Source organism: Nocardiopsis sp. SBT366 (genome assembly GCF_001083815.1).
GTDB lineage: Bacteria > Actinomycetota > Actinomycetes > Streptosporangiales > Streptosporangiaceae > Nocardiopsis > Nocardiopsis prasina.
Genome location: NZ_LAVM01000003.1, coordinates 32,466 through 55,955, shown reverse-complemented (window position 1 = coordinate 55,955; position 23,490 = coordinate 32,466). Strand labels below are relative to the sequence as shown.

Sequence of the window (23,490 nt, the reverse complement as noted above, 5' to 3'; positions counted from 1 at the left end):
CCACCGTCGGTCGGACGGTGACGGCCCTCGAAGCACCGCGATCGCGCCTGTGGGCGCGGGCGGCGGTCTCGGAACGCCTCTCGCTACTTGGCGATCAGCTGGCGCAGCACGAACTGGAGGATGCCGCCGTTGCGGTAGTAGTCCGCCTCACCCGGGGTGTCGATCCGCACCACGGCGTCGAACTCGACGCCGGTGTCGGTGGTGACCTTCACCGTGGTGGGGACACGGCCCTCGTTCAGCTCGGTCACGCCGGTGACGGAGAAGGTCTCCTCCCCGGTCAGGCCGAGGGAGTCCGCGGACTGGCCCTCCGGGAACTGGAGCGGCAGGACGCCCATACCGATGAGGTTGGAGCGGTGGATGCGCTCGTAGGACTCGGTGATGACCGCGCGGACGCCCAGCAGGCTGGTGCCCTTGGCCGCCCAGTCACGCGAGGAACCCGAGCCGTACTCCTTGCCGCCCAGGACCACCAGCGGGGTCTCCTGCTCGGCGTAGTTCTGCGCGGCGTCGTAGATGAACACCACCGGCGCGTCGGCCTTGGTGAAGTCGCGGGTGTAGCCGCCCTCGGTGCCCGGCGCGATCTGGTTGCGCAGGCGGATGTTGGCGAACGTGCCGCGGATCATCACCTCGTGGTTGCCGCGACGGGAACCGTAGGAGTTGAAGTCGCGACGCTCCACGCCGTTGGCCTTGAGGTACTCGGCCGCCGGGGTGCCGGGCTTGATAGCACCGGCCGGGGAGATGTGGTCGGTGGTGACCGAGTCGCCCAGCTTGGCCAGCACGCGGGCACCGGAGATGTCGGTGACCGGCGCCGGGGTGTGGCCCATGCCCTCGAAGTACGGGGGCTTGCGGACGTAGGTCGAATCGCTCTCCCACTCGAAGGTGTTGCCGGTGGGCGTGGGCAGCTCGCGCCAGCGGTCGTCACCGGCGAACACGTCCGAGTACGCGCTGGCGTACATGTCCGAGGCGATCGCGGAGTCCATGACCTCCTGGATCTCCTCGGCGGTCGGCCAGATGTCGGCCAGGTAGACGGGCTGGCCGTCCTTGCCGGTGCCCAGGGGCTCGGTGGTGATGTCGACGTCCATCGACCCGACCAGCGCGTAGGCGACCACCAGCGGCGGCGAGGCCAGGTAGTTCATCTTCACGTCCGGGTTAATCCGGCCCTCGAAGTTGCGGTTGCCGGACAGGACCGCCGAGACGGCGAGGTCGTTGTCCTGGACCGCCTGCGAGATCTCCTCGGGCAGCGGGCCCGAGTTGCCGATGCAGGTGGTGCAGCCGTAGCCGACCAGGTTGAAGCCCAGCTTGTCCAGGTACGGGGTCAGGCCGGAGCGCTCGTAGTAGTCCGTGACGACCTTGGAGCCCGGAGCCATGGAGGTCTTGACCCACGGCTTGCGGGACAGACCCTTCTCGACCGCCTTCTTGGCCAGCAGGGCGGCGCCCAGCATGACCGAGGGGTTCGAGGTGTTGGTGCACGAGGTGATCGCGGCGATCACGACGGCGCCGTGGTCGATCTCGGTCTCCGTGCCGTCCGCCATGGTGACCTGGACGGCCTTGTGCGGACGCGCGCCGTTGGCCGGCTGGGCCGGGGAGTCGGAGGCCGGGAAGGACTCCGCACCCGCCTCGTCGGCCTGGTCGGAGACGTAGTCGCTGATGTCGTGGCGCCAGGTCTGCTTGGCCGCCGACAGGGCGATGCGGTCCTGGGGACGCTTGGGACCGGCGATGGAGGGGACGACCTCGGCGAGGTCGAGCTCCAGGTACTCGGAGAACTCGGGCTCGTTGGCCGGGTCGTGCCAGAAGCCGTTGGCCTTGGCGTAGGACTCGGTCAGGGCGACCTGCTGCTCGGAGCGTCCGGTCAGGCGCATGTACCGGATGGTCTCGTCGTCGACCGGGAAGATCGCGGCGGTGGAACCGAACTCCGGGCTCATGTTGCCGATGGTGGCGCGGTTGGCCAGCGGGACGGAACCGACGCCCTCGCCGTAGAACTCGACGAACTTGCCGACGACGCCGTGGTCGCGCAGCTTCTCGGTGATGGTGAGCACGAGGTCCGTGGCGGTGGTGCCGGGCTTGAGCTCACCGGTGAGCTTGAAGCCGACCACGCGCGGGATGAGCATGGAGATCGGCTGGCCGAGCATGGCGGCCTCGGCCTCGATGCCACCGACGCCCCAGCCCAGGATGCCCAGGCCGTTCTGCATGGTGGTGTGCGAGTCGGTGCCGACGCAGGTGTCGGGGTAGGCCTGGCCCTTGCGGTCCATGGTGACGCGCGCGAGGTGCTCGATGTTGGCCTGGTGCACGATGCCGGTGCCGGGCGGGACGACCTTGAACTCGTCGAAGGCGGTCTGGCCCCAGCGCAGGAACTTGTAGCGCTCGTAGTTGCGCTCGTACTCGATCTCGACGTTGCGCTCGAAGGCGTCGGGGCGACCGAAGAGGTCGACGACGACGGAGTGGTCGATCACCAGCTCGGCGGGGGCGAGCGGGTTGATCTTGTCCGGGTCGCCGCCCATGTCGCGGACGGCCTCGCGCATGGTGGCGAGGTCGACGACGCACGGGACGCCGGTGAAGTCCTGCATGATCACCCGCGCGGGGGTGAACTGGATCTCCTGGCTGGGCTGGGCCTTGGCGTCCCAGTTGCCGAGGGCCGTGATGTGCTCGGCGGTGACGTTCGCGCCGTCCTCGGTGCGGAGGAGGTTCTCCAGCAGCACCTTCAGGCTGTAGGGAAGTCGGTTGTAGCCCTTGACGGCGTCCAACCGGAAGATCTCATACGACTCGTCGCCAACGCGCAACGTGTCACGGGCGCCGAAGCTGTTCGCGGACACGGTGTCTGCCTCCTGATCTCGCCACTTTGTCCCCAGCATCCTGCCCCATGGGGTGGATGCGGGACCTACTGAGGCCGCCCTAACCGGATCACCGGGGCACGGGGGTCGCGGGTGAGCACTCCCACCGCCTCCGTAATCCATCAGGGCCGCTTTGACCTGCGACGACGCCACATCGTCACCGGTCGCGGCCAACTGGCCGCGGACACTCACGGGCCCGGGACGCGCTGCCGAAAAGCGGTCGACCTCACAGGCCCGGGCCGGGAGCGGGTGGGGGGAACCCCGCTGTTATCTTGATGTCAAGGTATCCAACTTGTATCTCGATATCAAGTTATTGGGCGGGGCGCATCCCCCTCGGACACCCCCCGTGCCCGGTCCCCTTCAGTCCAGTTGCGGTGCCACCGCCGAGGCGACCAGCTCCAGGTGGTCGAGGTCGGACAGGTCCAGGACCTGCAGGTACATTCTCTCCGCACCGGCGGCCGCGAACCGGCCGATCCGCTCCACGATCTCGTCGGGAGTCCCGGCCAGACCGTTCTGGCGCAGTTCCGACACGTCGCGTCCGATCCGCGCGGCCCTCTTGGACACCTCCGCCTCGTCACGACCCGCGCACAGCACCTGCGCCGCCGAGTACACCATCGGCACCGTACGCCCGGACGCCCGCACGGCGTCCGCGGTACGCCCGAAGGCCGCCTCGGTGTCCTCCAGCGAGCAGAACGGAACGTTGTACTCGTCGGCGAACTTGGCCGCCAGCCTCGGCGTGCGCTTGGGGCCCGTTCCGCCGATCAGCACCGGCGGGTGCGGCCCCTGCTGCGGCTTGGGCAGGGCCGGGCCCTGCGCCAGTCGGAAGTGCCTGCCCTCGTACCGGAAGGTGTCCCCCACCGGGGTGGACCACAACCCCGTGATGATGTCGAGCTGTTCCTCGTAGCGGTCGAAGCGCTCCCGCGCGGAGTCGGGGAAGGGGATCCCGTAGACCGCGTGCTCCTCCTCGAACCACCCCGCGCCGAAGCCGAACTCGACCCGGCCTCCGCTCATGCGGTCGACCTGCGCGACGGAGATGGCCAGCGGGCCGGGGTGGCGGAAGGTCGCCGCCGTCATCAGGGTGCCCAGGCGGATCCGGGAGGTCTCCCTGGCCAGACCGGCCAGGGTGATCCACGCGTCGGTCGGGCCGGGGAGCCCGCTGACATGGTCCCCCATGGACAGATAGTGATCGGACCGAAACAGCCCGTCGAAGCCGAGGTCCTCAACGGCTCGGGCGACGGCGAGTTGGTCCTCGTAGGTGGCCCCCTGCTGGGGTTCAAGGAAGATCCTGAGGCGCATACGCCCCATTTTCTCCCACCGCACCGACCGTTCGGAAACCGCCGCGCGGGTACTGTGGAAAAGCCGAGGTCAGCGCCGACAGAACCCGGCCGCCCCCGCCCGAACCGTTCCGTCCCCGACCCGCGATAGCCCTCCACGTGAAGCTTCTCCGCCGCGCACGACGACGCGCACCCGCCTACGGACCCGACAGCGCCGATCCCGTGCTGTTGTCCGCCGTCGCAGCTGGGGAGACCGAAGCCCTGGAGATCCTGCACCGAAGACACGCTCCCTGGCTGCGGGCCCGGCTACGCTACCGCTGCTCCGACAACGACCAACTCGACGCCGCCCTCCAGGAGACCTTCCTGGCTGTGTGGCGCAACGCCGGTTCCTTCAGCCCCCGCCCTGGGGACAGCGACGCCGGGGCCTGGCTGTGGACCATAGCGATCCGCCAGCTCATCTCCCAACTGCGCAAACGCGCCAACCGTTGGATCGCCGAGAGCGAACCCGAACCGTACGAGACGATCGGCGACGCGTCCGCCGAGGACACCGTGCTGCTCAACATCGAGCACGGCCCCCTGGGCGCGGCCCTGCACGAGCTCTCCCCCGAACTGCGCTCGGCGATCCAGGCCACCGTGCTCGACGGCCTGACAGTGCGCGAGGCGGCGGAGATCCTCCAGATACCCGAGGGAACCGTGAAGACACGGGTCATGCGCGCCAAGGCGCGGCTACGGGAGGCACTGACCACATGAGCTGGCACCTGACCCACGACCAACTCCACCGGTACGCGGCCCACACCGCCGACGACGTCACCGCCATGTCCGCCGAGGCCCACCTGACGCACTGCGCCCACTGCCGTTCCCTGCTGCCCGCCGACGAGGACTGGCTGGACCGCAGCTGGGCCGACCTGCGCGACATCGTGGACCAGCCCCGGCGCGGCGTGGCCGAACGCCTGCTCTCCGCGATCGGCCTGCGCGAGAGCACCGCCAAACTCCTGGCCGCCACCCCGCAGCTCTACCGTGCCTGGCTGGGCGCCACCGTGCTCGTGCTGGCCATGGCGCTGGCCTTCGCGCACGAGGTGCCGCGCGGCTCCCTGCTGTTCTCCATCACCGCGCCGGTCGTGCCACTGATCGGGGTGGCCCTCGCCTACGGGCGGGGGGTCGACCCCGCACACAGCCTCACGTCCGTCACCCCCCTGGCCGGGTACCGGCTCCTGTTCCTGCGAACAGCGGCGGTCCTGGTCCCCGCCCTGGTGCTGTGCACCGCGGCGGCGTTCCTGATGCCCTCGGTCTCCACACTGTCGGAGGCGGTCTTCTGGTTGCTGCCCGCCCTGGCCATGGTGGCCGGGTGCCTGGCGCTGGGCCGGTGGATGGCGCTGAGCCTGGCCGGAGGGGTCGTCGGCGCCGCGTGGCTGCTCGCCCTGGTCCTGCTCGGGGCGACCGACGGCCTCGACCCGCTGCTGCTCTTCACACCGACCGCGCAGGCCAGCTGGGCGACGGCGCTCGCCCTGTTGGCCGGGGTCGTCCTGCTCCGGGTGAGGGCCGCGTGAACACCGGCGCCAGGAGCGAGGCGGTCTCGACCGCGAACCGGGTCAGCGTGAGCGGGCTGATCCGCAGCTACGGCACGCGCCGGGCCCTGGACGGGATCGACCTGGAACTGGGGCCTGGGGTGACGGGCCTGCTCGGCCGCAACGGCGCGGGCAAGACCACGCTGATGCGCTGCCTGGCCACCGACCTGGAGGCCACCGGCGGCCGGATGCGGGTGCTGGGACGCGACCCGGAACGGTCCGCCGACCGCACCGAGATCCGCCGCCGGATGGGCTACCTTCCGCAGTTCCCCTCGTTCTACCCGCACTTCACCGTGTTCGGTCTGCTGGACTACGTGGCGGTGCTCAAGGAGCTGGGCGGGCGCCGGGAACGCCACGACGAGGTCCGCCGCGCCATGCGCAGGGTGGACCTGTACGAGCGCAGGCACAGCCGGGTGCGACGTCTGTCCGGCGGGATGCGCCAGCGCCTGGGGCTGGCCTCGGCGCTGCTCGGCGATCCCGAGCTCCTGCTGCTCGACGAGCCCACCATCGGCCTGGACCCCGAACAGCGCATCCGGTTCCGCGACCTCGTCTCCGAACTCGCGGTGCGCAGCACGGTGGTGCTGTCCACGCACCAGATCGAGGACGTGTCCGCGTTGTGCCGCCGGGTGCTGTGCCTGGACCAGGGCCAGGTGATCTTCGACGGCACGCCCGGCGAGCTGGTGGCCCGGGCCCGCGGTCGGGTGTGGGAGCAGGGTTCGCGCCCCGAGGAGGGCGTGACCTCCTGGCGGCTGGCGGACGGCCGCTACCGCGTACTCGTGCCCGAGGGCGTCGAGAACCCGGACTCGGCCGCGCGCGTCCCGGTGGAGCCGTCGCTGGAGGACGCCTACCTCCTGCTCACAGGGGCACGGAGCAGCACCCGGTGAGCGCCGTCCCGACCTTCTGGGCGCTGACCCGGTTCAACCTGCGCCACCTGTGGGTGAGCCCGGTGTTCCTGGTCGTGGTGCCCGTGACCCTGGTCGGGCTCGTGTACTCGGCGTACCAGCCTCCGATGCCGACCTGGTCCGACCTGATCGACCAGGTCAGGCTCCAGGCGCTGGGGCTGGCCGCGGTGATGTTCGCTGTCACGACGTTCCCCGCGATCCGGGAGGTGCGCCATTCGGAGGGGTTCGCGCTGCCGTTGTCTGCGCGCGCCCGCCTGTTGTCCCTCTCGCTGGCGTCCGTGCTGGTCACGTCGGTGTGCGTGGGTGTACTGGTCCTCGCCTACCTGGTGGTCAACTCGCAGCCGACCGCCGGGACGGCCAGCCCGCCCGCGGTCCTGGCCCTGTTCGTGCTGGCCTGGTGCGGGCCACTGGGTGCGGTGGCCAGTGCCGTCTGGACCCGTTCGTACACCCCGCTGGTGGTGTTGCTCCTGCTCGTCCCCGCGTACCTGCTGTACACGGTGACGTCCATGGGGACCAGGGCCGACGAGATCCTGCGGCGGCTGAACGGCGTGGCCCGGTGGGTGCTGGACCCCCTTCCCATCGACGAACCCGCCGTGACAGCACTCGGTGTGCTGTCCCTGGTCCACATCTCGTTCATGGCCGCCTTCCTGCTGGCGTTCGCGCTCGCGCGGCGGGAGGGCTCGTGGGTCATGCGGCCGGTCACGCTGGGGGCGGCGGCGCTGCTGCTCGCTGGAGTGGCCTTCGTCAACGTGTACGCGCAGCGGACCTACTCCTACGAGACGCCCTTCACCGACCAGGACCTGTACGGCGCCGAGGCCGACCCGTGCCGGGTCCGGGAGGGCGTGACCTACTGTCCCCTCCCCGGCTACGAGTCCTGGATCGACTACTGGCACGCCGCGCTCTCTCCCACGGTGGCGCGGATACCCGATCACGCCCGGGACCGTCTGCCAGTGGTGTGGCAGGGCACCCAGCACCTGCGCCGGGACGTCCGCGAGTTCCAGACCGGTGGGTTGGTCTTCCCACGCTCCACCCAGCCGTTCCCGCCGCCGGGGACGGTCATCGTGTTCGACGAATGGGACCCCGAGGTTCCTTACTACCGCGACGCCCTGGCCATCGAGGTCACCATGAACGTGCTCGGCCTCCCCAGGCACTGGGACCACTCGTGCTCGGGCCAGGGACAGGCCAGGATCGTGCTGGGGGCCTGGCTGGTGTCGGCGGACGAGCGGTTCTCCGAACCGGAGGGCACCGAGGCGGCGGAGGAGTTCCTCTCCTACTACGACCCCTCCGAACTCGACCTGCGGATGACGCACGCCCTGCTCGACCTGCCGCCGAGCACCGTCTCGGACGTGCTGGAGGAGCACTGGGAGTCGCTGCTGTCAGCGGACACCACCACCGAGGAGCTGGCGGAGCTCCTGGAGCTGCCCCTGACCGCTGACGGGACGATCCCCGCCCCGGCCTGGGAGTTCGCCCAGTGGAGTGTCAACCCCTCCCCGTACGACTCCGACTGGCGTCACCCCGTCTGCCGCTGACCCCGCCCGCGGACTCGTACTCACGCACCACGCGTGTGCGCCCCCGCGACCGGTCTCCACCTCGGTCAAGAGAACCCCGAGGTGTCCGGTTGGTCCGGTTCACGTTAGCGTGGGGGTGTGAACTACTACTGGCACAAGGTCCTTCCGCCGCTGTGCGCCTGACCGGGCGCACCCGCTGACCTCCCCGGACCCCGAGGCCCCACCGTCCCGGTGAGCGGCCGGTCCGTCGTGCGCCCGTCAACGCATCCATCCCAGGCGTCCAGACGGAAAGTACGAACGTGCCAGAACACTCCTCCCCCACCACCACGCCACAGCACCGGCTCACCGGTGGCGCGCTGCCCATCCTCGGCGCCGCCGTCCTGTGGGGCACCACCGGAACCGCCAGCTCCTTCGCGCCCGACGGCGCGCACCCGGCCGCGATCGGCTCCGCCGGGCTGGTCCTCGGCGGCCTCCTGCTCTTCCTGGCCGGCCGGGGTTCCACGGCCCTGGTCACCGGCTCCGACGCCCGGACCAGGTGGGTGCTCCTGCTCGGGGCCGTCGCCGTCGCGGGATACCCGCTGTCCTTCTACCCCGCCGTCGCCAACGCCGGAGTGGCCGTCGGCACCGTGATCACCCTGGGCAGCGCCCCGGTCTTCTCCGGGCTGCTGGCCTGGTGCGTGGACCGGGTCAGGCCCACCGCGCGCTGGGTGACGGCCACCGTCGCGGCCGTGCTCGGCTGCGCGGTGCTGGTCCTGGGCCCCGAGCTCACCGGCGCCGCCAGCTCCACCAACGCGCTGGGCGTGTTCCTCGCACTGGTCGCCGGGTTCTCGTACGCGCTGTACGCGATCATCGCCGAGAAGCTGATCCGGCGCGGGCACACCTCGGGCGCGGTCATGGGAACGATGTTCGCCGGGGGCGGTGTCCTCGTGCTGCCCGTGGTGCTGGCCACGGGAACCGCGTGGCTGGCCACCGTCAGCGGCGCGCTGGTCGCCCTGCACCTGGCCCTGTTCACGGTGTTCCTCGCCTACTGGCTGTTCGGCCACGGGCTGCGGCGCACCTCGGCCTCCACCGCGACCACACTGAGCCTGGCCGAACCTGCCGTGGCCGCGGTGCTGGGCGTGGCCTTGGTGGGTGAACGCCTCCCCCTGGTCTCCTGGTCCGGGCTGGTCGTCCTCGCCCTGGGCCTGGCCGTCCTGAAGGCACCTCGGCGCCAGCGCTCCTGAACCCCGGGTGGCGCTCCGCAAGGGCGGAGCGCCACCCGCCTCCGGTCAGCCGAACCTGCCCGTGTGAGGGCGGTTTCGGCGCATCGGTCCGGGTCAGGTCCCCACGGTGACCTCGACGGGCCCGGGGTAGAAGGCGACATGGTCGGCGATGTCGGAGACGGCGTCGTAGGGCTGCTCGTAGGCCCACACCGCGTCGGTGAGTTCCTCGTCGCCAAGGACCAGGTCGTAGTAGGCGGCGGTGCCCTTGTAGGGACAGTAGGTGGTGGTCGAGCTCCGGCGCAGGACACCGGGGTCGACATCGGCGAGCGGAACGTACCGCACCGGCGGGTAGCCCGCCTCGCGCAGAGTCAGCGCGGTGGTGCTCCGCGCGATCAACCGGTCCCCGACGCTCACCCGCACCGCCTCGGTGGTGGGTTCGACGGTGATGGGGTGGTCCTCCCCCGGAACTCTGCCGTTCTGTGCCATGAGGGCGCTCCTTCACTGGTGGTTCCCGATCCCACCGTACGGCGGGGGGTTATCGAAGTGCCTATGGCCCTTCCCCTGGTAGACGGCGTACGAACGTCAGTACGCTTCCCGGCAACATCCCCCCACATCCCCTGATCGAAGGAAACCCCTTGCGCAGATCCGCGGCGGCCCTGGCCGCCCTGTCCCTGCTGGCCACGGCCGCCGTGCTCGACGGCACGGAAGCCCCCGCCGAGGCCGCTCCCCTGGACGGAGCCTCCGTGGTGCCCCTCCAGGTCACCGGTGATCCCTCCGAACGGTTCAACCTGGTCCTGCTCGGCGACGGCTACACCGAGGATGAGCTGCCCCTCTTCCGCGAGCAGGTGGACCAGCACCTCAACGTGCAGTGGAGCATCGAGCCCTTCCGCTCCTACCGGAACTACTTCAACGTCTATCTCGTGGAGACCCCCTCGGCGGAGTCCGGTGTGGACTGCGACCCCGCCCACGGGTGGGAGCGGCGCGACACGGCGCTCGGCATGGGGTTCTTCAACGGCTGCGACGAGTCCGCCCTGGAGCGCCTGCTCACCGTGGACTCGTCGGCCGCCAACGCAGCCGCCGACATGGTCCCCGGTGTGTCCGCGAACAACCGGCAGATCCTGGCCCTGGCCAACAGCGAGACCTACGGCGGCGCGGGCGGACGCCTGGCCACCGCCTCGTCGGGCAACGCGCTCTCCGCACTGATCAGCCCCCATGAACTGGCGCACTCGCTGGGTGCGCTCCAGGACGAGTACCCGTACTACTTCCGGGACACCAGCCTGGGCCGCTACACCGGCGCCGAACCCACCTCGGCCCACCACACCCTGATGACCTCCGAGCGGATGCTCGACGAGGAGGCCAAGTGGTGGCGCTGGCTCGGTGAGGAGAGCGAGTCCGGCGGCACCATCGGCGCCGCCGACCCGAACGGCCACGAGGGCGGCCTCTACCACTCCGAGGGCGTGTGGCGCCCCAGCAACCACTCCATGCTCAAGACCCTGGGCTACTACTTCGACCAGGTCGGGCGTGAGGTGATGACCCACCGGATCTCGGGTCTGCGGGACCGGGCGACCCTGCCGGTCTCGTCCACCCCCGAGGGCGAGGTCGGCGCCGAGGACGCCGTGTGGGTCGAGGGCCCGCACCCGGTCCACCACGAGCTGGACTACACCTGGACGGTGGACGGCGAGGAACTGACCGAGGCCGCCGGTGCGCGCGGCCTGGAGCTGGCCGTGCTCGACTTGGAGGCCGGGGCGGAGATCAGCGTCCGGGTCCAGGACCCCACCGAGTTCGTCCGCGACCCCGACATCCGCGCGTCCGCGGCGATGACCCGGACCCTCACGTGGACCGTGGGCGAGTCCCTGGAGCCCGTCGAGTCCGAGGCCGGGTTCACCCGCCACCGCGACACCGAGCGCGCCGTCAGCGCGACCGAGGTCGTCTACGCGGAGACCACCCGCCCCACCAACCGGATCATGGAGGTCGCCTGGGAACTGGACGGGGCCGCCGTGTCCACCTCGGCGGACGGCCGCACCCTCGACCTCGGCGAGTTCGACCTCCCGACCGGTGACCACGCGCTGTCAGCGACCGTGACCGACCCCCAGGGATCCGGGTCCCAGACCCTCACCTGGACCGTGGACGCCACCGACCCGAGCGCGCCGCGCGAGCTCTCCGAGGCCGCCGCCACGGTCTCCGGCGGCGAGCACCACCTGTACCTCAACGAGTTCTCCATGCGCCTGTCCCCCGAGGACGACGGCGACGGCCACGTGGTCGGTGAGTTCCGGGTCGACGGCGACGGCTGGCACCACTACTACGGCTGGCCCGAGGACTCCGAGGCTCCGTTCCGGTTCACCCCTGACGGGACCAACGTCGACGACCTCGTCTATGGAAGCCTCGGCAGCGGTGGTCTCTCCATGGCGGTCTTCGAGGTCGACTCCCACGAGCCGGGCTGGGGCACCCACACCGTGGAGCACCGGGCGATCGACGCGGCGGGCAACATCGGGGCCCCTGAGTCCTTCACCGCGACGGTCGTCCCCGGCGCCGAACCGGAGTGCACCGAGACCGTGAACGGCGCGGTCAACGGTGGCCTGCGGGTCGACGAGGGCGTGGTCTGCCTCGATGGCGCCGACGTACGCGGAACGGTCACCGTGACCGGGAACGCCTCCCTCGTGGTCGAGGGCGGCTCCCTGAGGGGCGGGCTCTCCGCCTCCGGCGCGCACACCGTGCGGCTGTCCGGCACCCAGGTGAGCGGCGCGGTGTCGATCACCGGCACCACCTCCGAGGTGACGCTCCTGGGTTCCAGCTTCTCGGGAGCGCTGGCGCTGCACAACAACACCCAGGTGCCCGCCGACACCTGGAGCGGCGACGCACCGGGGTACGGGCCGATCCTGGCCGGTAACACCGTGCGCGGCTCCCTCGCCTGCTCCGGCAACGACCCGGCCGTCGCCGACTTCGGCGCGGCCAACGACGTCACGGGCTCCGTCGCGGGGCAGTGCTCCGACCTGTGACACCACCGCCCGCGCGCCCCGTCCGGCGCGCGGGCGGCCCTGGGACGCGAAGGGGCCCGGGACCAGTGCGGTCCCGGGCCCCCGGCGGTTCTAGTCCTGCTCGGCCTCGCGGTGGCGACGGGCCAGCTTCACCGGCTCCAGGACGGCCAGGCACTCGACATGGTGCGTCATCGGGAAGGCGTCGAAGGCGCGCAACCCCACCAGACGGTAACCGGAGCGGTCGAACTCGGCGAGGTCGCGGGCCAGGGTCGCCGGGTCGCAGGACACGTAGGCGATCCGGCGGGGCTTCATGCCCGCCACCTTGCGCACCACCTCGACACCGGCGCCCGCGCGCGGCGGGTCCAGCGCCACGACGTCGGCGCGCACGTCGGCCCACTCACGCATCTGCTTGGCCACGTCGGCCCGCTCGATCCGTACCTGCGGCAGGTCCTTGAGGTTGTACTGGGCGTCGCGCACGGCGTGCTCGCCGTTCTCCACGCCCATCACACGCCCCTCGGCGCCGACGGCGTCGGCGAGCGCGCCGGTGAACAGGCCCGCGCCGCAGTACAGGTCCAGTGCGGTCTCGCCCTCGCGGGGCTCCAGCCCGTCCAGCACGGCGGCGCTCAGGGTCTCCGCGGCGGCGGGGTGGACCTGCCAGAAACCGCCCGCGCCCACCCGGTACTCACGTCCGGCCACGTCCTCGCGAACGCCCTTACGGCCGCGCACCGACTGCACGCGACCACCCTTGAAGCGGCGCAGCACGGCGCTGGAGGCCTTGAGTTCGGGCAGCGTGCCGAGCTTGGCGGTGGTGGGGGTGACCACGATCGCGCGGTCCGCGCGGGTGGCGGAGGCGACCGCCTCGACGTCCTTGACGCCCTCCCACTTGACCTCGGTGACGCCGAGCTCGCTGACTCCCGGGTGGGCGATCAGGCACTGGTCGACCGGCTCGATGTCGTGGGAACGGTGGCGCCGCAGGCCGGCGTGGCCGTCCTCGTCCACGGAGAACCGCACGCGGGTGCGCCAGCCCAGACCGTCGGGTGTCCCGGGCAGCTCCTCGACGGCCACGTCGAGGTCGATTCCGGCGATCCGGCTAAGCTGGTCGGAGACGACCTTGCCCTTCATCCTGCGCTGGGACTCCAGGGTGGCGTGCTGCCAGTCACAGCCGCCGCACATGCCGGGGCCGGAGAACACGCACGGGGCCTCGACCCGGTCCGGGGAGGCGGTGAGGACCTCGACGGCCTCTCCGCGCAGGAAACGGGTGGTCTTCTCGGTGACGCGCACCCGGACGCGCTCGCCCGGCAGGGCGTGGCGGACGAAGACGACCTGGTCGTCCAGGCGGCCCACACACCATCCACCGTGGGCGACGTCGTCCACTGTCAGTTCGATCTCGTTGCCCACACTGGTCATGGCGGTGTCCTTCGCTGGTCGGGTCGTGTTACGGGTGACCCTGCGCGCACAGCCACCAACCGACCCCAATCTACCGGCCTCGGGACACCACACGCGCTGGTACGGACACGGTGGGGCCGGGGTGGTCACCCGGATCGGGCCGTTGTGTGCCAAGGTGGAACCGTCGGGGGCGCGTGGGTCTGTCCGTGCCCCTGGGGGTGGACGGCTATCCGACGGGAGTGCGGACGAGGTGCACATCGTGATCATGGGGTGTGGCCGCGTGGGTTCCACGCTGGCACACACCCTGGTGGATCTGGGCCACTCCGTGGCGGTGATCGACCAGGACCCCGAGGCGTTTCGCCGCCTCCGCACGGCCGTGGCCAAGCACGCGGTGCGCGGCGTCGGCCATGACCGGGAGGTCCTGCTCAACGCGGGCATCGACCGCGCGGCGGCCTTCGCGGCGGTCAGCAACGGCGACAACTCCAACATCATCGCCGCCCGGGTCGCCCGCGAGGCGTTCGGGGTCCGCAACGTGGTGGCCCGGATCTACGACCCCCGCCGCGCGGAGGTGTACCAGCGCCTGGGCATCCCCACCGTCGCGACCGTGCGCTGGACGGCCGACGCCATCCTGCGCCGTGTGGTGCCCGGGGACGACCTGCTCGGTGCCGCGCCCGAGTGGCAGGACGCCTCGGGCAGCCTCACCATGAACGAACTCACTCCACCGGAGCGCTGGGCGGGCCGGTCCCTCGCCGAGCTGGAGGACGACTTCCGTCTGCGCGTGGTCTACCTGGTCCGGCAGGGGCGCATCGCGCTCGCCCGGTCCGAGGAGACCATCGCGGAGGGCGACGTGCTGCACGTGGTGGGGCACAGCCGGGACATGGCCGACCTGACCCAGCGGCTGGGCGGGCGGCACGAGGACGAGACGGGGCGTGGGTGAGATGCGGATCGCCATCGCGGGAGCCGGGAGCGTGGGCCGCTCCATCGCCACGGAGCTGGCGGGCAACGGCCACGACGTCCTGCTGATCGACCGGGACACCCGGGCGATCGGGGTGGACGACCTTCCCCAGGTCGAGTGGCTGCTCGCCGACGCCTGTGAACTGGCCACGCTGGAGGACGCCCGGCTGGGTGACTTCGACGTGGTCATCGCGGCCAGCAGCGACGACAAGGTGAACCTCGTCGTCTCCCTGTTGGCCAAGACCGAGTTCGCGGTCGACCAGGTCATCGCCCGGATCAACGACCCGGCCAACGAGTGGCTGTTCGACGACTCCTGGGGGGTGGACCTGGCGGTCTCCCCTCCGCGTCTGATCGCCGACCTGGTCGAGGGCGTGTCCGAGGAGGAGGACCAGCCGGAGGAGGGGACCCTTCCCCCGCTGCCGGGTGCCGAGATCGCGGAGTCGGTGCTGCACGCGGCCAGTCCGTTCGCGGACCGGCCCGAGAGCGACCTCACCGCCGAACTGCCGGAGGGTGTGGCCCTGGTCGCGGTGCTCGGTCCGGGCGGAGTGCGCCCGCCCGACCCTGAGCGAACGCTGTCCGTGGGCAACACCGTGGTGTTCCTGGCCGAGCCGGAGGCGCTGGGCCCCCTGGAGGAGCTGTTGGATCGGGTCGAGGACTCCGAGGAGTCCGCGCCCGGGGCCTGAACCCCGGCCTCGGCGGGCGTTCCCGCCCGCTTCCCCTTGTTCAGCGGCCCTCGGCGGTGCCGTCGGCCTCGGTGCGCTCCAGGGGGGTGCGTCCGCGCGCCAGCACCCACACCATGCCCGCGAAGGCCGCCACCTGGAGCGGCCAGCCCATGGCCACCTTGGACAGCCCCAGCAGGGCGAAGGTGTTGGCCCAGTCGTTGGTCTCGGCGAGCCAGAGCGGGTACTGCACCAGCACGCGGATGACGCAGGGCAGGACCAACAGCCAGGTCAGCCGGGAGGCGAGCTTCACCACCGCAGGGTTGCTCCGCCAGGAGGTGAAGTCCTCCTTGTTGCCGATGAACGGGCCGATCATGAGGCCGACCACGGGCCAGCGCACCAGGACCGAGAGGCTCAGCACCACGGCGTAGACCGCGTTGTAGATGATCCCGGGCAGGAAGGCGTCCTCGGCGTTGCCGCTGCGCATCGCGAAGACCGCCGCCAGGCCGATGCCGAAGAGGCTGGTGAACACGTACTGCAACGAGGACCGCTGCACGAGACGGAGCACGCCCAGAAGCAGGGCCGCCCCCACACCGAGGATGATCGCCAGCCGCAGGTCCTCGCCCACGACGTACGAGATCGTGAAGGTCAGTGTGGGGACGGCCGTCTCGACCATGCCGCGCTTGCCGCCCAGGGCCTCGGCGAGCTTGGTCCGCACCAGCGCCTCGACCGTGCCCTCGGTGACGGCGGGCTTCTGCGCCCGCTCCTCGGCCTGGGCCGCCTCATCGGAGGCCCGCTGCTGCTCAGTCATCCCGCTCCCGCTCCGGTGTCGCCGTACGGCCTGTACGGCCGCCAGCCATGATGCACCACCCTATGCGACCTGTCACAGCCGGGGAGTGGCGTTCTCGTCAACCGGAGACCGCCCCGGTACGGGCTTGCCCTCCTTTGTCAGGTGTTGCGGCGTGCCGCTTCTCACCACGGCCGCTGGCCTCGGGGCGGCGTCCTTCCGTACGCTGGCGGCCCACCCGCTCTCGTGAGGAGTCACCCCGATGACCACCAGGCAGGAAGCACCCGACGAGGAGCACCTCCGCTTCGCCCTCACCCTGGACCCCGAGCTGGTCGAGGAGGGGGCCTCGCACGTGTGGTCCCCGTACTCCGTCGGCGCCGTCCTCGGACTGTTGGCCACCGGCGCGGGCGGTGACACACTCAAGGAGCTGGTGGACCTCGTGGCCCCGGCCAGCGGCGATCCCCGGGGGCACCTGGAGGTCCTCGACGCCGCCGTCGAGGCCGCCGACGGCCTGGACCTGGCCACCCTGAACGGCCTGTACGTCCCCGCCGACCTCCCCCTGCGCGCGCGGTTCGAGGAGCGGGTCGCGGCCCAGCCCGACGCCGAGGTGGACCGGGTCGACTTCCGCGGTGACTCCGAGGGGGTGCGCACGCGGGTCAACGGCCGGGTCTCGGACGTCACCCGGGGGCTGATCCCCGAGCTGCTCGCACCCGGCACCGTCCATCCCGACGTCCGCATGCTCCTGGTCAACGCCCTGTGGGTAAAGCTGGTCTGGGCGCAGCCCTTCGATCCCTCCCTGACCCGTGACCTCGACTTCCACGCTCCGGACCGCACCCACCGGGTCCCCGCCATGCGCCGCACGGGTTCCCTGACCCACGCGGAACACGCGGGGTTGCGCATGGTCACCCTGGAGGGCGAGCACGGTCTGGCCCTGGACGTGATCGTCCCCGACTCCCCCGGGTCCGCACGCGCGCCGCTCCCGCCGCTCACGCCGCGGGTCCTGCGCGGTCTGTACCAGGCGCGCAGGAAGGAGCAGGTGACCCTGGCCCTGCCGCGCTTCACCGTCCAGACCGACACCGCGCTGCTCGACCCGCTCGCCTCCACGCCAGCGCGCGTGCGGACCCTGGCGACCGACGCGGCCGACTTCGGCGGGATCAGCGACGAGCCCCTGAAGGTCGACGCCATCGTGCACCAGGCGGTGCTGCGCGTGGACGAGAAGGGCGCCGAGGGGGCCGCCGCCACCGCCGCCGTCATGCTGATGTCGGCCGCGGTCCCGCCGCCCCCCAAGGAGTTCCTCGTGGACCAGCCCTTCCACTTCGTGCTGCGCCGCCGGGGCGCGATCCTGTTCACCGGCCGGGTCACCGACCCCGTGGACCCGGGTCCGGCCGCGTGATCGCCACCGGTCTCAGGACCCCGGCAGGAAGTCGGCGGTGACGTCGGCCAGGGCCTCGTGCGCCTGGTCGTCGGTCAGCTCCGGTTCGGCGTCTCCGGACTGCTCGCCGTAGGCGCCGAACTGGGCGTGGTTCATGCCCTCGACCACCTCAGTGACGGCGTCGGCGGGCAGGTTCGCTCTTCGTTCGGTGACCTCCGCCGGGACCAGGACTCCGTCCCGTCCCCCGGCCACCGACAGCACCGCGAGGTCGTCGCGGTCGGCGAGGTCCGCGCTCTCGGTGGCGTAGGAGGCCCACAGGATCAGGCCCGCCCACGCGACGTCGCCGTTCCCGGAGCCCAGGTGCTGTGCCGCGAAGGCTCCGCCCATGGAGTGCCCGCCCAGGTACCACTCGGTGATCCCGGGTGCGGCGTCCACCGCGCTCTCACCCCGTGCGGAGTCCACCAGGGCCAGGTTGAGGCGCAGGTCCGGCACGACCACCGTGGCGCCGGTCCGGGCCACCACCGGCGCCCAGGAGGCCACGTAGGCGTCGGCCTCCACCCGGGCCCCGGGATAGAAGACGATCCCCGTCCCGGAGGGATTCTCCGTTGGGGTGATCAGCACACCGTCGGAGAGCCGCTCCACGACGACGGCCGGGTCCTGTTCGGCCCGCGCCAGCGGCTCGGGCTCGGCCCGGTACGGGTCGAGCGCCCAGACCACGAAGGCCGTGGCCGCCACCAGTACCAGGGCGGTGAGCGCCGCCAGGGTCCACAACAGGGCACGTACGCCCCGGCGTCCCCGCGCCCGTTCCCCGCCCGCGCCGTCACTGTCCATGTCCGCCTCTTCTCGGTTCCGGGCGCCTGCGCCTCGGAGCTGTACGGAGCCCCCGGCGGTGTGCGAACCATGGTCGGGCACACGCGGGCACGACGAACCGAACACGCGACCCACAGTCTCCGTAAGCGCCCTCGGCCCGGGCGACTCCACGTCCTTTCGCACCGTATCGCCCCGTTCGCGCCATCTCGCGTCGGGTGGTCCCCGGCCGGAACCCCACCGCGCGAGAGACGGTGGGTCAGGTCTCGAAGACCTCGAAGGAGGTGGCCAGGGGCACCCCGGCCCACTCCCCCGAACGCACCGCGCCCTCCCGCAGGAAGGTCCGTTGGTCGAACCCGTCCAGGTTGGCCAGGTACACCTCGTGCGCGTCCAGTGAGGCCACACCGGCGGCGAGGTCGTCCTCACCCAGTTCGACGTAGTGGGTGGGGTCCGGGGCCGCGCCGAAGGCCACGAACCGCACGCCCCGCCAGCGCTCCAGCCCCTCGGCCAGCTGGTCGGTGAACACCCAGCGGTTGTCGGCGTCGCGGACCGCGTCCAGCAGGGCCGGGCCCAGGACCCGGTGGTCGGCGTGGTTGAACCCGCTTCCCCCGGCGAAGTGCTCACGGAAGTTGATGGAGACGATCACGTCGGGCCGGTGTCTGCGGATCGCCCCGGCCAGGGCCCGGCGCAACGGCAGGCCGTACTCCAGGGTGCCGTCCGGGAAGTCCAGGAACTCCACGGTGGAGGCGCCGACGGCCGCCGCCGAGGCGCGCTGCTCGGCCATCCGCAGGGGCGCGCAGGCCGCCGGGTCCAGGGAGTCGATCCCGGCCTCGCCCTGGGTCACGAGGAGTTCGACGACCTCCTTGCCCTGTGCGGTCCACCGGTGGATCGCCGAGGAGACACCGAACTCCAGGTCGTCCGGGTGGGCCACCACCGCCAGGGCGCGACCCCAGTCCTCGGGTAGCGGCCGGGGAGCGCTGTTCTTCGTTGTCTGAGCCATGTGGCCCACATTACGGAACGGCGCACCCCCGGACACGGTTGTCCACAGGCCGGATCAGCGAGGAGTCAGGAACCGGCGGTCGGCCCGTCCGCGGAACCGCTGGGCGGTCCGCTCGCCGAACCGTTGGGCGAACGGCCGGCGTTTCCGGTCTGGGCCGACTGCTGGGCGGCGCGCTGCTGCGCGGCGGCCGCCATCTGCTCCTGGATCTTCTTGGGCACGGTGATCTGGAGGAGCTCGTTGGGCGGCACCGGCTGCTCGCCGCGCACCACCACGATGTTGGCGAAGACCTGCTCGATCTCGGACATCACCTCGGGCTTGCTGGCGCCCTCGCCGCGGATCACGCCGCGCAGCACCCACCGCGGGCCGTCCACGCCGATGAAGCGCACCCGCTGGCCAAGCTGCCTGCCGTCCTCGGTCTTCTTCCCCTTGATGGGGATGACCGCCTGGAGCTCGGGACCGAAGGTGCCGTCGTGGTCCTCGGCCTTGCCGCCCTGCTGGGTGACCTGCTCGCGCAGTTCCTCACGCATCTCGTCCCAGAGGCCGGACGACTTCGGCGCGGCGAAGGGCTGCACCTGGAGCGCGGTCTTGCCGCGCACCAGCGTGACCCCGATGATCTTCTGCTTGTTCTGCTTGTCCTGGGCGACGTTCACCTGGATCTCGGTGCCCTGCTCCATCGGCAGGAGCATGCTGCCCAGGTCCATCCGCTCGGCCTCGGGGGCGTCCTCGGTGGAGTCCCACGGTCCGGTCAGCCGGTACTGGTCGGCGTCCTTCGCGGGCTGCTCGGAGGCACGCTCCGGCTCGATCTCGTTCTCGAACGAGACCGCGCCAGCGGCGCCCTGCCGCTGCGACCGGGCCTCCGTCTCCGTGGCTCTCTCGGTCTCTTCGTCCCGCTTCTTGCGGCGGCGTCCAAACACGCCTTCACCTCTCCGCTTCTTCCGTAGGTCCCGGGATCACACCGGGGAGTCAGGGGACGTTCACCGCTGCGCGGCGTGGCCCCCGGTCGAACCGAAACCACCCGCACCGCGCACCGAGTCGGGGAGCGTGTCCGCCTCGACGAACTCCGCCCGCTCCACGCGCTGGATCACCATCTGGGCGATCCGGTCGCCGCGCGCGATCGTGACCGGGGTGTCGGTGTCGGTGTTGAGCAGGGTCACCCTGATCTCGCCCCGGTACCCGGCGTCGACGGTCCCAGGGGCGTTGACGACCGTGACCCCGTGCCGGGCGGCCAGCCCGGACCTGGGGTGCACGAAGGCGGCGAAACCGTCGGGGAGGGCGATGGCCAGACCGGTGGGGACCGTGGCGCGCTGTCCGGGGTCGAGCCGGACGTCGACGGCGGCGTACAGATCCGCGCCCGCGTCACCCGGGTGGGCGTACGCGGGCAGCGGGAGGCCGGGGTCCAGGCGCCGGACGGTGATGGTCAACTGTCCGGCTTCCAGGGATGAGGTACTCACATTCGCCGAGCCTATCGCTCCCGGGGCGCTGCCTTGGTGTCCCGCGTGCGAAACGACGGGGGCGGGTCCGAAAGTGTTCGGACCCGCCCCCGGTGTGTCTTCGCCGGTGTCGCCTACTCGGTGGTCTCGGCCAGGGTGACCTCGACGCTCAGCTCACCGTCGTCGGTGGTCTCGAAGTCGATCCCGGCGGCGCGACCCGCCGCGGCGATGTCGCCGGAGGCCGCGCGGGCGGACTCGGCCTGCTTGCCGCAGACACGGACGAGTTCGACCTCGGCGCGCATCGACAGCTTGGCCTCCGACTTGGCCTTGCGGACCGCGCGCAGCACCTCGGCGGTGGCGGCCAGGACGGCCGGGTCGCCACCGGCGGCCGCGGCACGGTACTCGGCGGCGTCGGGCCAGCTCTGGGCGTGCACCGAACCGTCCTGCCACCAGCTCCAGACCTCGTCGGTGACGAAGGGGACGAAGGGGGCGAACAGCTTGTGCAGGGCACCCAGGGCGATGAGCAGCGCCGCGCGGGCTGAGGCGCCCTCCGCGGCCTCGGTGTCGTAGGCCCGGGTCTTGACGAGCTCCAGGTAGTCGTCGCAGAAGTCCCAGAAGAAGCGCTCGGTGCGCTCCAGGGCCCGGGTGTGGTCGTAGGCGGTGAAGGCCGCCGTGGCCTCCTCGACCACGTCCGCCAGCGCGGCCAGCATCGCCCGGTCCAGGGGCTCGGTGACCTGGGCCGGGTCGCTGGTGGCGTTCTCACCGGCGACCGACATGACGAACTTGCTGGCGTTGAGGATCTTGATGGAGAGTCGGCGGCCGACCTTCATCTGGCCCTCGTCCAGGGCGGTGTCGGTGCCCAGACGGCCGCTGGCCGCCCAGTACCTGACCGCGTCGGAGCTGTACTTCTCCAGCAGGGCGACCGGGGTGACGACGTTGCCCTTGGACTTGGACATCTTCTTGCGGTCCGGGTCCAGGATCCACCCGGAGATGCCGGTGGTGCTCCAGGGCAGGCTGCCGTTCTCGAAGTGGGCGCGGACGACCGTGGAGAACAGCCAGGTGCGGATGATGTCCTGGCCCTGGGGGCGGAAGTCCATCGGGAAGACCCGCTCGAACAGGTCCTGGTCGCGTTCCCAGCCCGAGGCGATCTGCGGGGACAGCGAGGAGGTCGCCCAGGTGTCCATGACGTCAGGGTCGCCCATGAACCCGTTGGCCCGGCCCCGCTGGTCCTCGGTGTACCCGGCGGGCACCTGGGAGCTGGGGTCGATGGGCAGCTGGTCCTCGGTGGGCAGCAGCGGCGCGTCGTAGTTCGGGTTGCCGTCCGCGTCCAGCGGATACCAGACCGGGAACGGGACGCCGAAGAAGCGCTGACGGCTGATCAGCCAGTCACCGTTGAGCCCCTCGACCCAGTTCTCGTAGCGCTGACGCATGTGCTCGGGGTACCAGGTGAGCTCGCGGCCGCGCTCGATGAGCTGGGCGCGCACGTCCTCGTCGCGGCCGCCGTTGCGGATGTACCACTGGCGGGTGGTGACGATCTCGAGGGGCTTGTCGCCCTTCTCGTAGAACTTCACCGGGTGGGAGATGGGCTTGGGGTCGCCGACGAGGTCGCCGCTCTCCTTGAGCAGCTCGACGGTGCGCTCCCGGGCGGTGTGGACCGTGGCCCCGGCCAGCCGGGCGTAGGCCTCGCGGGCGGTGTCGGACTCGACGCCCTTGGGCGGGTCCGCGATGACGCGGCCGTCCCAGCCGATGATGGGGCGGGTCTCCAACTGGAGCTCGCGCCACCAGGTGACGTCGGTGGTGTCACCGAAGGTGCAGATCATCGCGATGCCGGACCCCTTCTCGGGGTCGGCGAGGCGGTGCGCCTTCACGGGGACCTCGACACCGAAGACCGGGGTGGTCACGGTGGTGCCGAACAGGTCCTGGTACCGCTCGTCGTCGGGGTGGGCGACCAGGGCGACACACGCGGCCAGCAGCTCGGGGCGGGTGGTCTCGATGTGGACCGGGGTGCCGTCCGCCTTGTGGAAGGCGACCTTGTGGTAGGCGCTGGGACGCTCGCGGTCCTCCAGCTCGGCCTGGGCGACGGCGGTACGGAAGGTGACGTCCCACAGGGTGGGCGCCTCCGACATGTAGGCCTCGCCCCGCGCCAGGTTGCGCAGGAAGGCGCGCTGGGCCGCCGCACGGGAGTTCCCGTCGATGGTGGCGTAGGTGTGGCGCCAGTCGACGCTCAGGCCCAGACGGCGCCAGATGGACTCGAAGACCTTCTCGTCCTCGACCGTGAGGATGTCGCACAGCTCGATGAAGTTGCGGCGGGAGATGGGGACCTGCCGCTTGGGGTCGGGCTTGTGCGGCGGCTCGAAGTCCGGGTCGTAGGGGACCGAGGGGTCGCAGCGGACGCCGTAGTAGTTCTGGACGCGGCGTTCGGTGGGCAGGCCGTTGTCGTCCCAGCCCATCGGGTAGAAGACGGCCTTGCCGTTCATCCGCTGGAAGCGCGCGACGGTGTCGGTGTGCGTGTAGGAGAACACGTGCCCGATGTGCAGCGAACCCGAGACCGTGGGCGGCGGGGTGTCGATCGAGTAGACGTCCTCGCGGCTGCGGGTGCGGTCGAAGTGATAGACGCCGGACTCATCCCATACGTCCACCCACTTCGCCTCGATACCGTCCAGCGAAGGCTTGTCGGGCATGCGGAAGGAATGAGAGCGGTTGGTCATGCGGGCAATATTAGCCCTCCGCGCGCCCTGGTCGCTCCCGGTTTTCCCCCTCTGGCAGGGAGAACGGGGGCTGGCCACGGCGGCGGCCGACGCTGCGCGGCGGGGGTGCGCGTGAAAGGATTCCCCCAGCGGACCG

General features: G+C 71.3%; 19 protein-coding genes. 9 read left to right on the top strand and 10 right to left on the bottom strand.

From position 1 onward, the window contains the following. Positions 1–83: 83 nt before the first annotated feature. Positions 84–2,846, bottom strand: a complete 2,763-nt coding sequence (gene acnA, locus ADX84_RS01575; protein ID WP_199776444.1) for an aconitate hydratase AcnA — start codon at positions 2,844–2,846, stop codon at positions 84–86. Between the two features lie 339 nt (positions 2,847–3,185). Further along, a complete protein-coding gene (locus ADX84_RS01570; RefSeq protein WP_049566163.1) occupies positions 3,186–4,121 on the bottom strand; it encodes an LLM class F420-dependent oxidoreductase in 936 nt (311 codons plus the stop codon). A gap of 137 nt (positions 4,122–4,258) precedes the next feature. On the opposite strand from ADX84_RS01570, the gene ADX84_RS01565 reads away from it, so the two are divergent. From ADX84_RS01565 to ADX84_RS01545, 5 genes are all read left to right on the top strand, one after another. Beyond that, positions 4,259–4,849 (top strand): RNA polymerase sigma factor, encoded by a 591-nt coding sequence (locus tag ADX84_RS01565; RefSeq protein ID WP_049566158.1) that lies wholly within the window; start codon positions 4,259–4,261, stop codon positions 4,847–4,849. Further along, positions 4,846–5,646, top strand: a complete 801-nt coding sequence (locus tag ADX84_RS01560) for a zf-HC2 domain-containing protein (protein ID WP_049566156.1) — start codon at positions 4,846–4,848, stop codon at positions 5,644–5,646. The genes ADX84_RS01565 and ADX84_RS01560 overlap by 4 nt, the downstream gene beginning before the upstream one ends. Continuing rightward, positions 5,643–6,548: an ATP-binding cassette domain-containing protein gene (locus ADX84_RS01555; RefSeq protein ID WP_049566153.1), complete on the top strand. Its 906-nt coding sequence runs from the start codon at positions 5,643–5,645 to the stop codon at positions 6,546–6,548. Before ADX84_RS01560 ends, ADX84_RS01555 begins: the two co-directional genes overlap by 4 nt. Continuing rightward, positions 6,545–8,095 carry a hypothetical protein gene (locus ADX84_RS01550; protein ID WP_049566150.1) on the top strand — a complete coding sequence of 517 codons (1,551 nt, stop codon included), beginning with the start codon at positions 6,545–6,547 and terminating at the stop codon, positions 8,093–8,095. Before ADX84_RS01555 ends, ADX84_RS01550 begins: the two co-directional genes overlap by 4 nt. 278 nt (positions 8,096–8,373) lie before the next feature. Then, entirely contained in the window at positions 8,374–9,297 is a 924-nt protein-coding gene (locus ADX84_RS01545) for a DMT family transporter (RefSeq protein ID WP_049566148.1), read from the top strand. Between the two features lie 93 nt (positions 9,298–9,390). Here the strand turns inward: ADX84_RS01545 and ADX84_RS01540 are convergent, their stop codons facing one another. Then, complete coding sequence (locus tag ADX84_RS01540; protein WP_049566144.1) at positions 9,391–9,762, bottom strand: DUF427 domain-containing protein; 372 nt, start codon at positions 9,760–9,762, stop codon at positions 9,391–9,393. Positions 9,763–9,911: 149 nt separating this feature from the next. Between ADX84_RS01540 and ADX84_RS01535 the strand changes: the two genes are divergently transcribed. Beyond that, positions 9,912–12,272, top strand: coding sequence for a M64 family metallopeptidase (locus ADX84_RS01535; RefSeq protein WP_049566141.1), 2,361 nt, complete (start codon positions 9,912–9,914; stop codon positions 12,270–12,272). A gap of 90 nt (positions 12,273–12,362) precedes the next feature. Here ADX84_RS01535 and ADX84_RS01530 read toward each other — a convergent pair whose 3' ends face one another. Further along, positions 12,363–13,658 carry a class I SAM-dependent RNA methyltransferase gene (locus ADX84_RS01530; RefSeq protein ID WP_017544988.1) on the bottom strand — a complete coding sequence of 432 codons (1,296 nt, stop codon included), beginning with the start codon at positions 13,656–13,658 and terminating at the stop codon, positions 12,363–12,365. Positions 13,659–13,887: 229 nt separating this feature from the next. Here ADX84_RS01530 and ADX84_RS01525 point away from each other — a divergent pair, with 229 nt between their 5' ends. Continuing rightward, entirely contained in the window at positions 13,888–14,574 is a 687-nt protein-coding gene (locus tag ADX84_RS01525) for a TrkA family potassium uptake protein (protein WP_049566138.1), read from the top strand. Next, the gene (locus ADX84_RS01520) at positions 14,567–15,274 is read left to right on the top strand and encodes a TrkA family potassium uptake protein (protein WP_049566135.1); all 708 of its coding nucleotides are present in this window, start codon (positions 14,567–14,569) and stop codon (positions 15,272–15,274) included. Before ADX84_RS01525 ends, ADX84_RS01520 begins: the two co-directional genes overlap by 8 nt. A gap of 40 nt (positions 15,275–15,314) precedes the next feature. Here the strand turns inward: ADX84_RS01520 and ADX84_RS01515 are convergent, their stop codons facing one another. After that, positions 15,315–16,061, bottom strand: a complete 747-nt coding sequence (locus ADX84_RS01515) for a DUF3159 domain-containing protein (RefSeq protein WP_049566133.1) — start codon at positions 16,059–16,061, stop codon at positions 15,315–15,317. Between the two features lie 238 nt (positions 16,062–16,299). Between ADX84_RS01515 and ADX84_RS01510 the strand changes: the two genes are divergently transcribed. Continuing rightward, complete coding sequence (locus tag ADX84_RS01510; RefSeq protein ID WP_049566130.1) at positions 16,300–17,430, top strand: serpin family protein; 1,131 nt, start codon at positions 16,300–16,302, stop codon at positions 17,428–17,430. A 12-nt stretch (positions 17,431–17,442) separates the two neighbouring features. On the opposite strand, the gene ADX84_RS01505 is transcribed toward ADX84_RS01510, so the two are convergent. From ADX84_RS01505 to valS, 5 genes are all read right to left on the bottom strand, one after another. Continuing rightward, a complete protein-coding gene (locus ADX84_RS01505; RefSeq protein ID WP_234003814.1) occupies positions 17,443–18,240 on the bottom strand; it encodes an alpha/beta hydrolase in 798 nt (265 codons plus the stop codon). A 235-nt stretch (positions 18,241–18,475) separates the two neighbouring features. Further along, positions 18,476–19,216, bottom strand: coding sequence for a PIG-L deacetylase family protein (locus tag ADX84_RS01500; RefSeq protein WP_049566128.1), 741 nt, complete (start codon positions 19,214–19,216; stop codon positions 18,476–18,478). Positions 19,217–19,281: 65 nt separating this feature from the next. Further along, a complete protein-coding gene (locus ADX84_RS01495) occupies positions 19,282–20,130 on the bottom strand; it encodes a DUF3710 domain-containing protein (RefSeq protein WP_049566125.1) in 849 nt (282 codons plus the stop codon). Between the two features lie 60 nt (positions 20,131–20,190). Continuing rightward, on the bottom strand, positions 20,191–20,667 hold the full coding sequence (dut, locus tag ADX84_RS01490; protein WP_026129334.1) for a dUTP diphosphatase: 477 nt from the start codon (positions 20,665–20,667) through the stop codon (positions 20,191–20,193). Between the two features lie 113 nt (positions 20,668–20,780). Then, positions 20,781–23,354: a valine--tRNA ligase gene (gene valS / locus ADX84_RS01485; RefSeq protein ID WP_049566122.1), complete on the bottom strand. Its 2,574-nt coding sequence runs from the start codon at positions 23,352–23,354 to the stop codon at positions 20,781–20,783. Positions 23,355–23,490 lie beyond the last annotated feature (136 nt).

Coding starts and splice junctions, on each gene's coding strand:
- acnA (WP_199776444.1), bottom strand. CDS start 2,846: ATGCTGGGGACAAAGTGGCGAGATCAGGAGGCAGACACCGTGTCCGCG.
- ADX84_RS01570 (WP_049566163.1), bottom strand. CDS start 4,121: ATGCGCCTCAGGATCTTCCTTGAACCCCAGCAGGGGGCCACCTACGAG.
- ADX84_RS01560 (WP_049566156.1), top strand. CDS start 4,846: ATGAGCTGGCACCTGACCCACGACCAACTCCACCGGTACGCGGCCCAC.
- ADX84_RS01540 (WP_049566144.1), bottom strand. CDS start 9,762: ATGGCACAGAACGGCAGAGTTCCGGGGGAGGACCACCCCATCACCGTC.
- ADX84_RS01530 (WP_017544988.1), bottom strand. CDS start 13,658: ATGACCAGTGTGGGCAACGAGATCGAACTGACAGTGGACGACGTCGCC.
- ADX84_RS01515 (WP_049566133.1), bottom strand. CDS start 16,061: ATGACTGAGCAGCAGCGGGCCTCCGATGAGGCGGCCCAGGCCGAGGAG.
- ADX84_RS01510 (WP_049566130.1), top strand. CDS start 16,300: ATGACCACCAGGCAGGAAGCACCCGACGAGGAGCACCTCCGCTTCGCC.
- ADX84_RS01505 (WP_234003814.1), bottom strand. CDS start 18,240: ATGGACAGTGACGGCGCGGGCGGGGAACGGGCGCGGGGACGCCGGGGC.
- ADX84_RS01500 (WP_049566128.1), bottom strand. CDS start 19,216: ATGGCTCAGACAACGAAGAACAGCGCTCCCCGGCCGCTACCCGAGGAC.
- valS (WP_049566122.1), bottom strand. CDS start 23,354: ATGACCAACCGCTCTCATTCCTTCCGCATGCCCGACAAGCCTTCGCTG.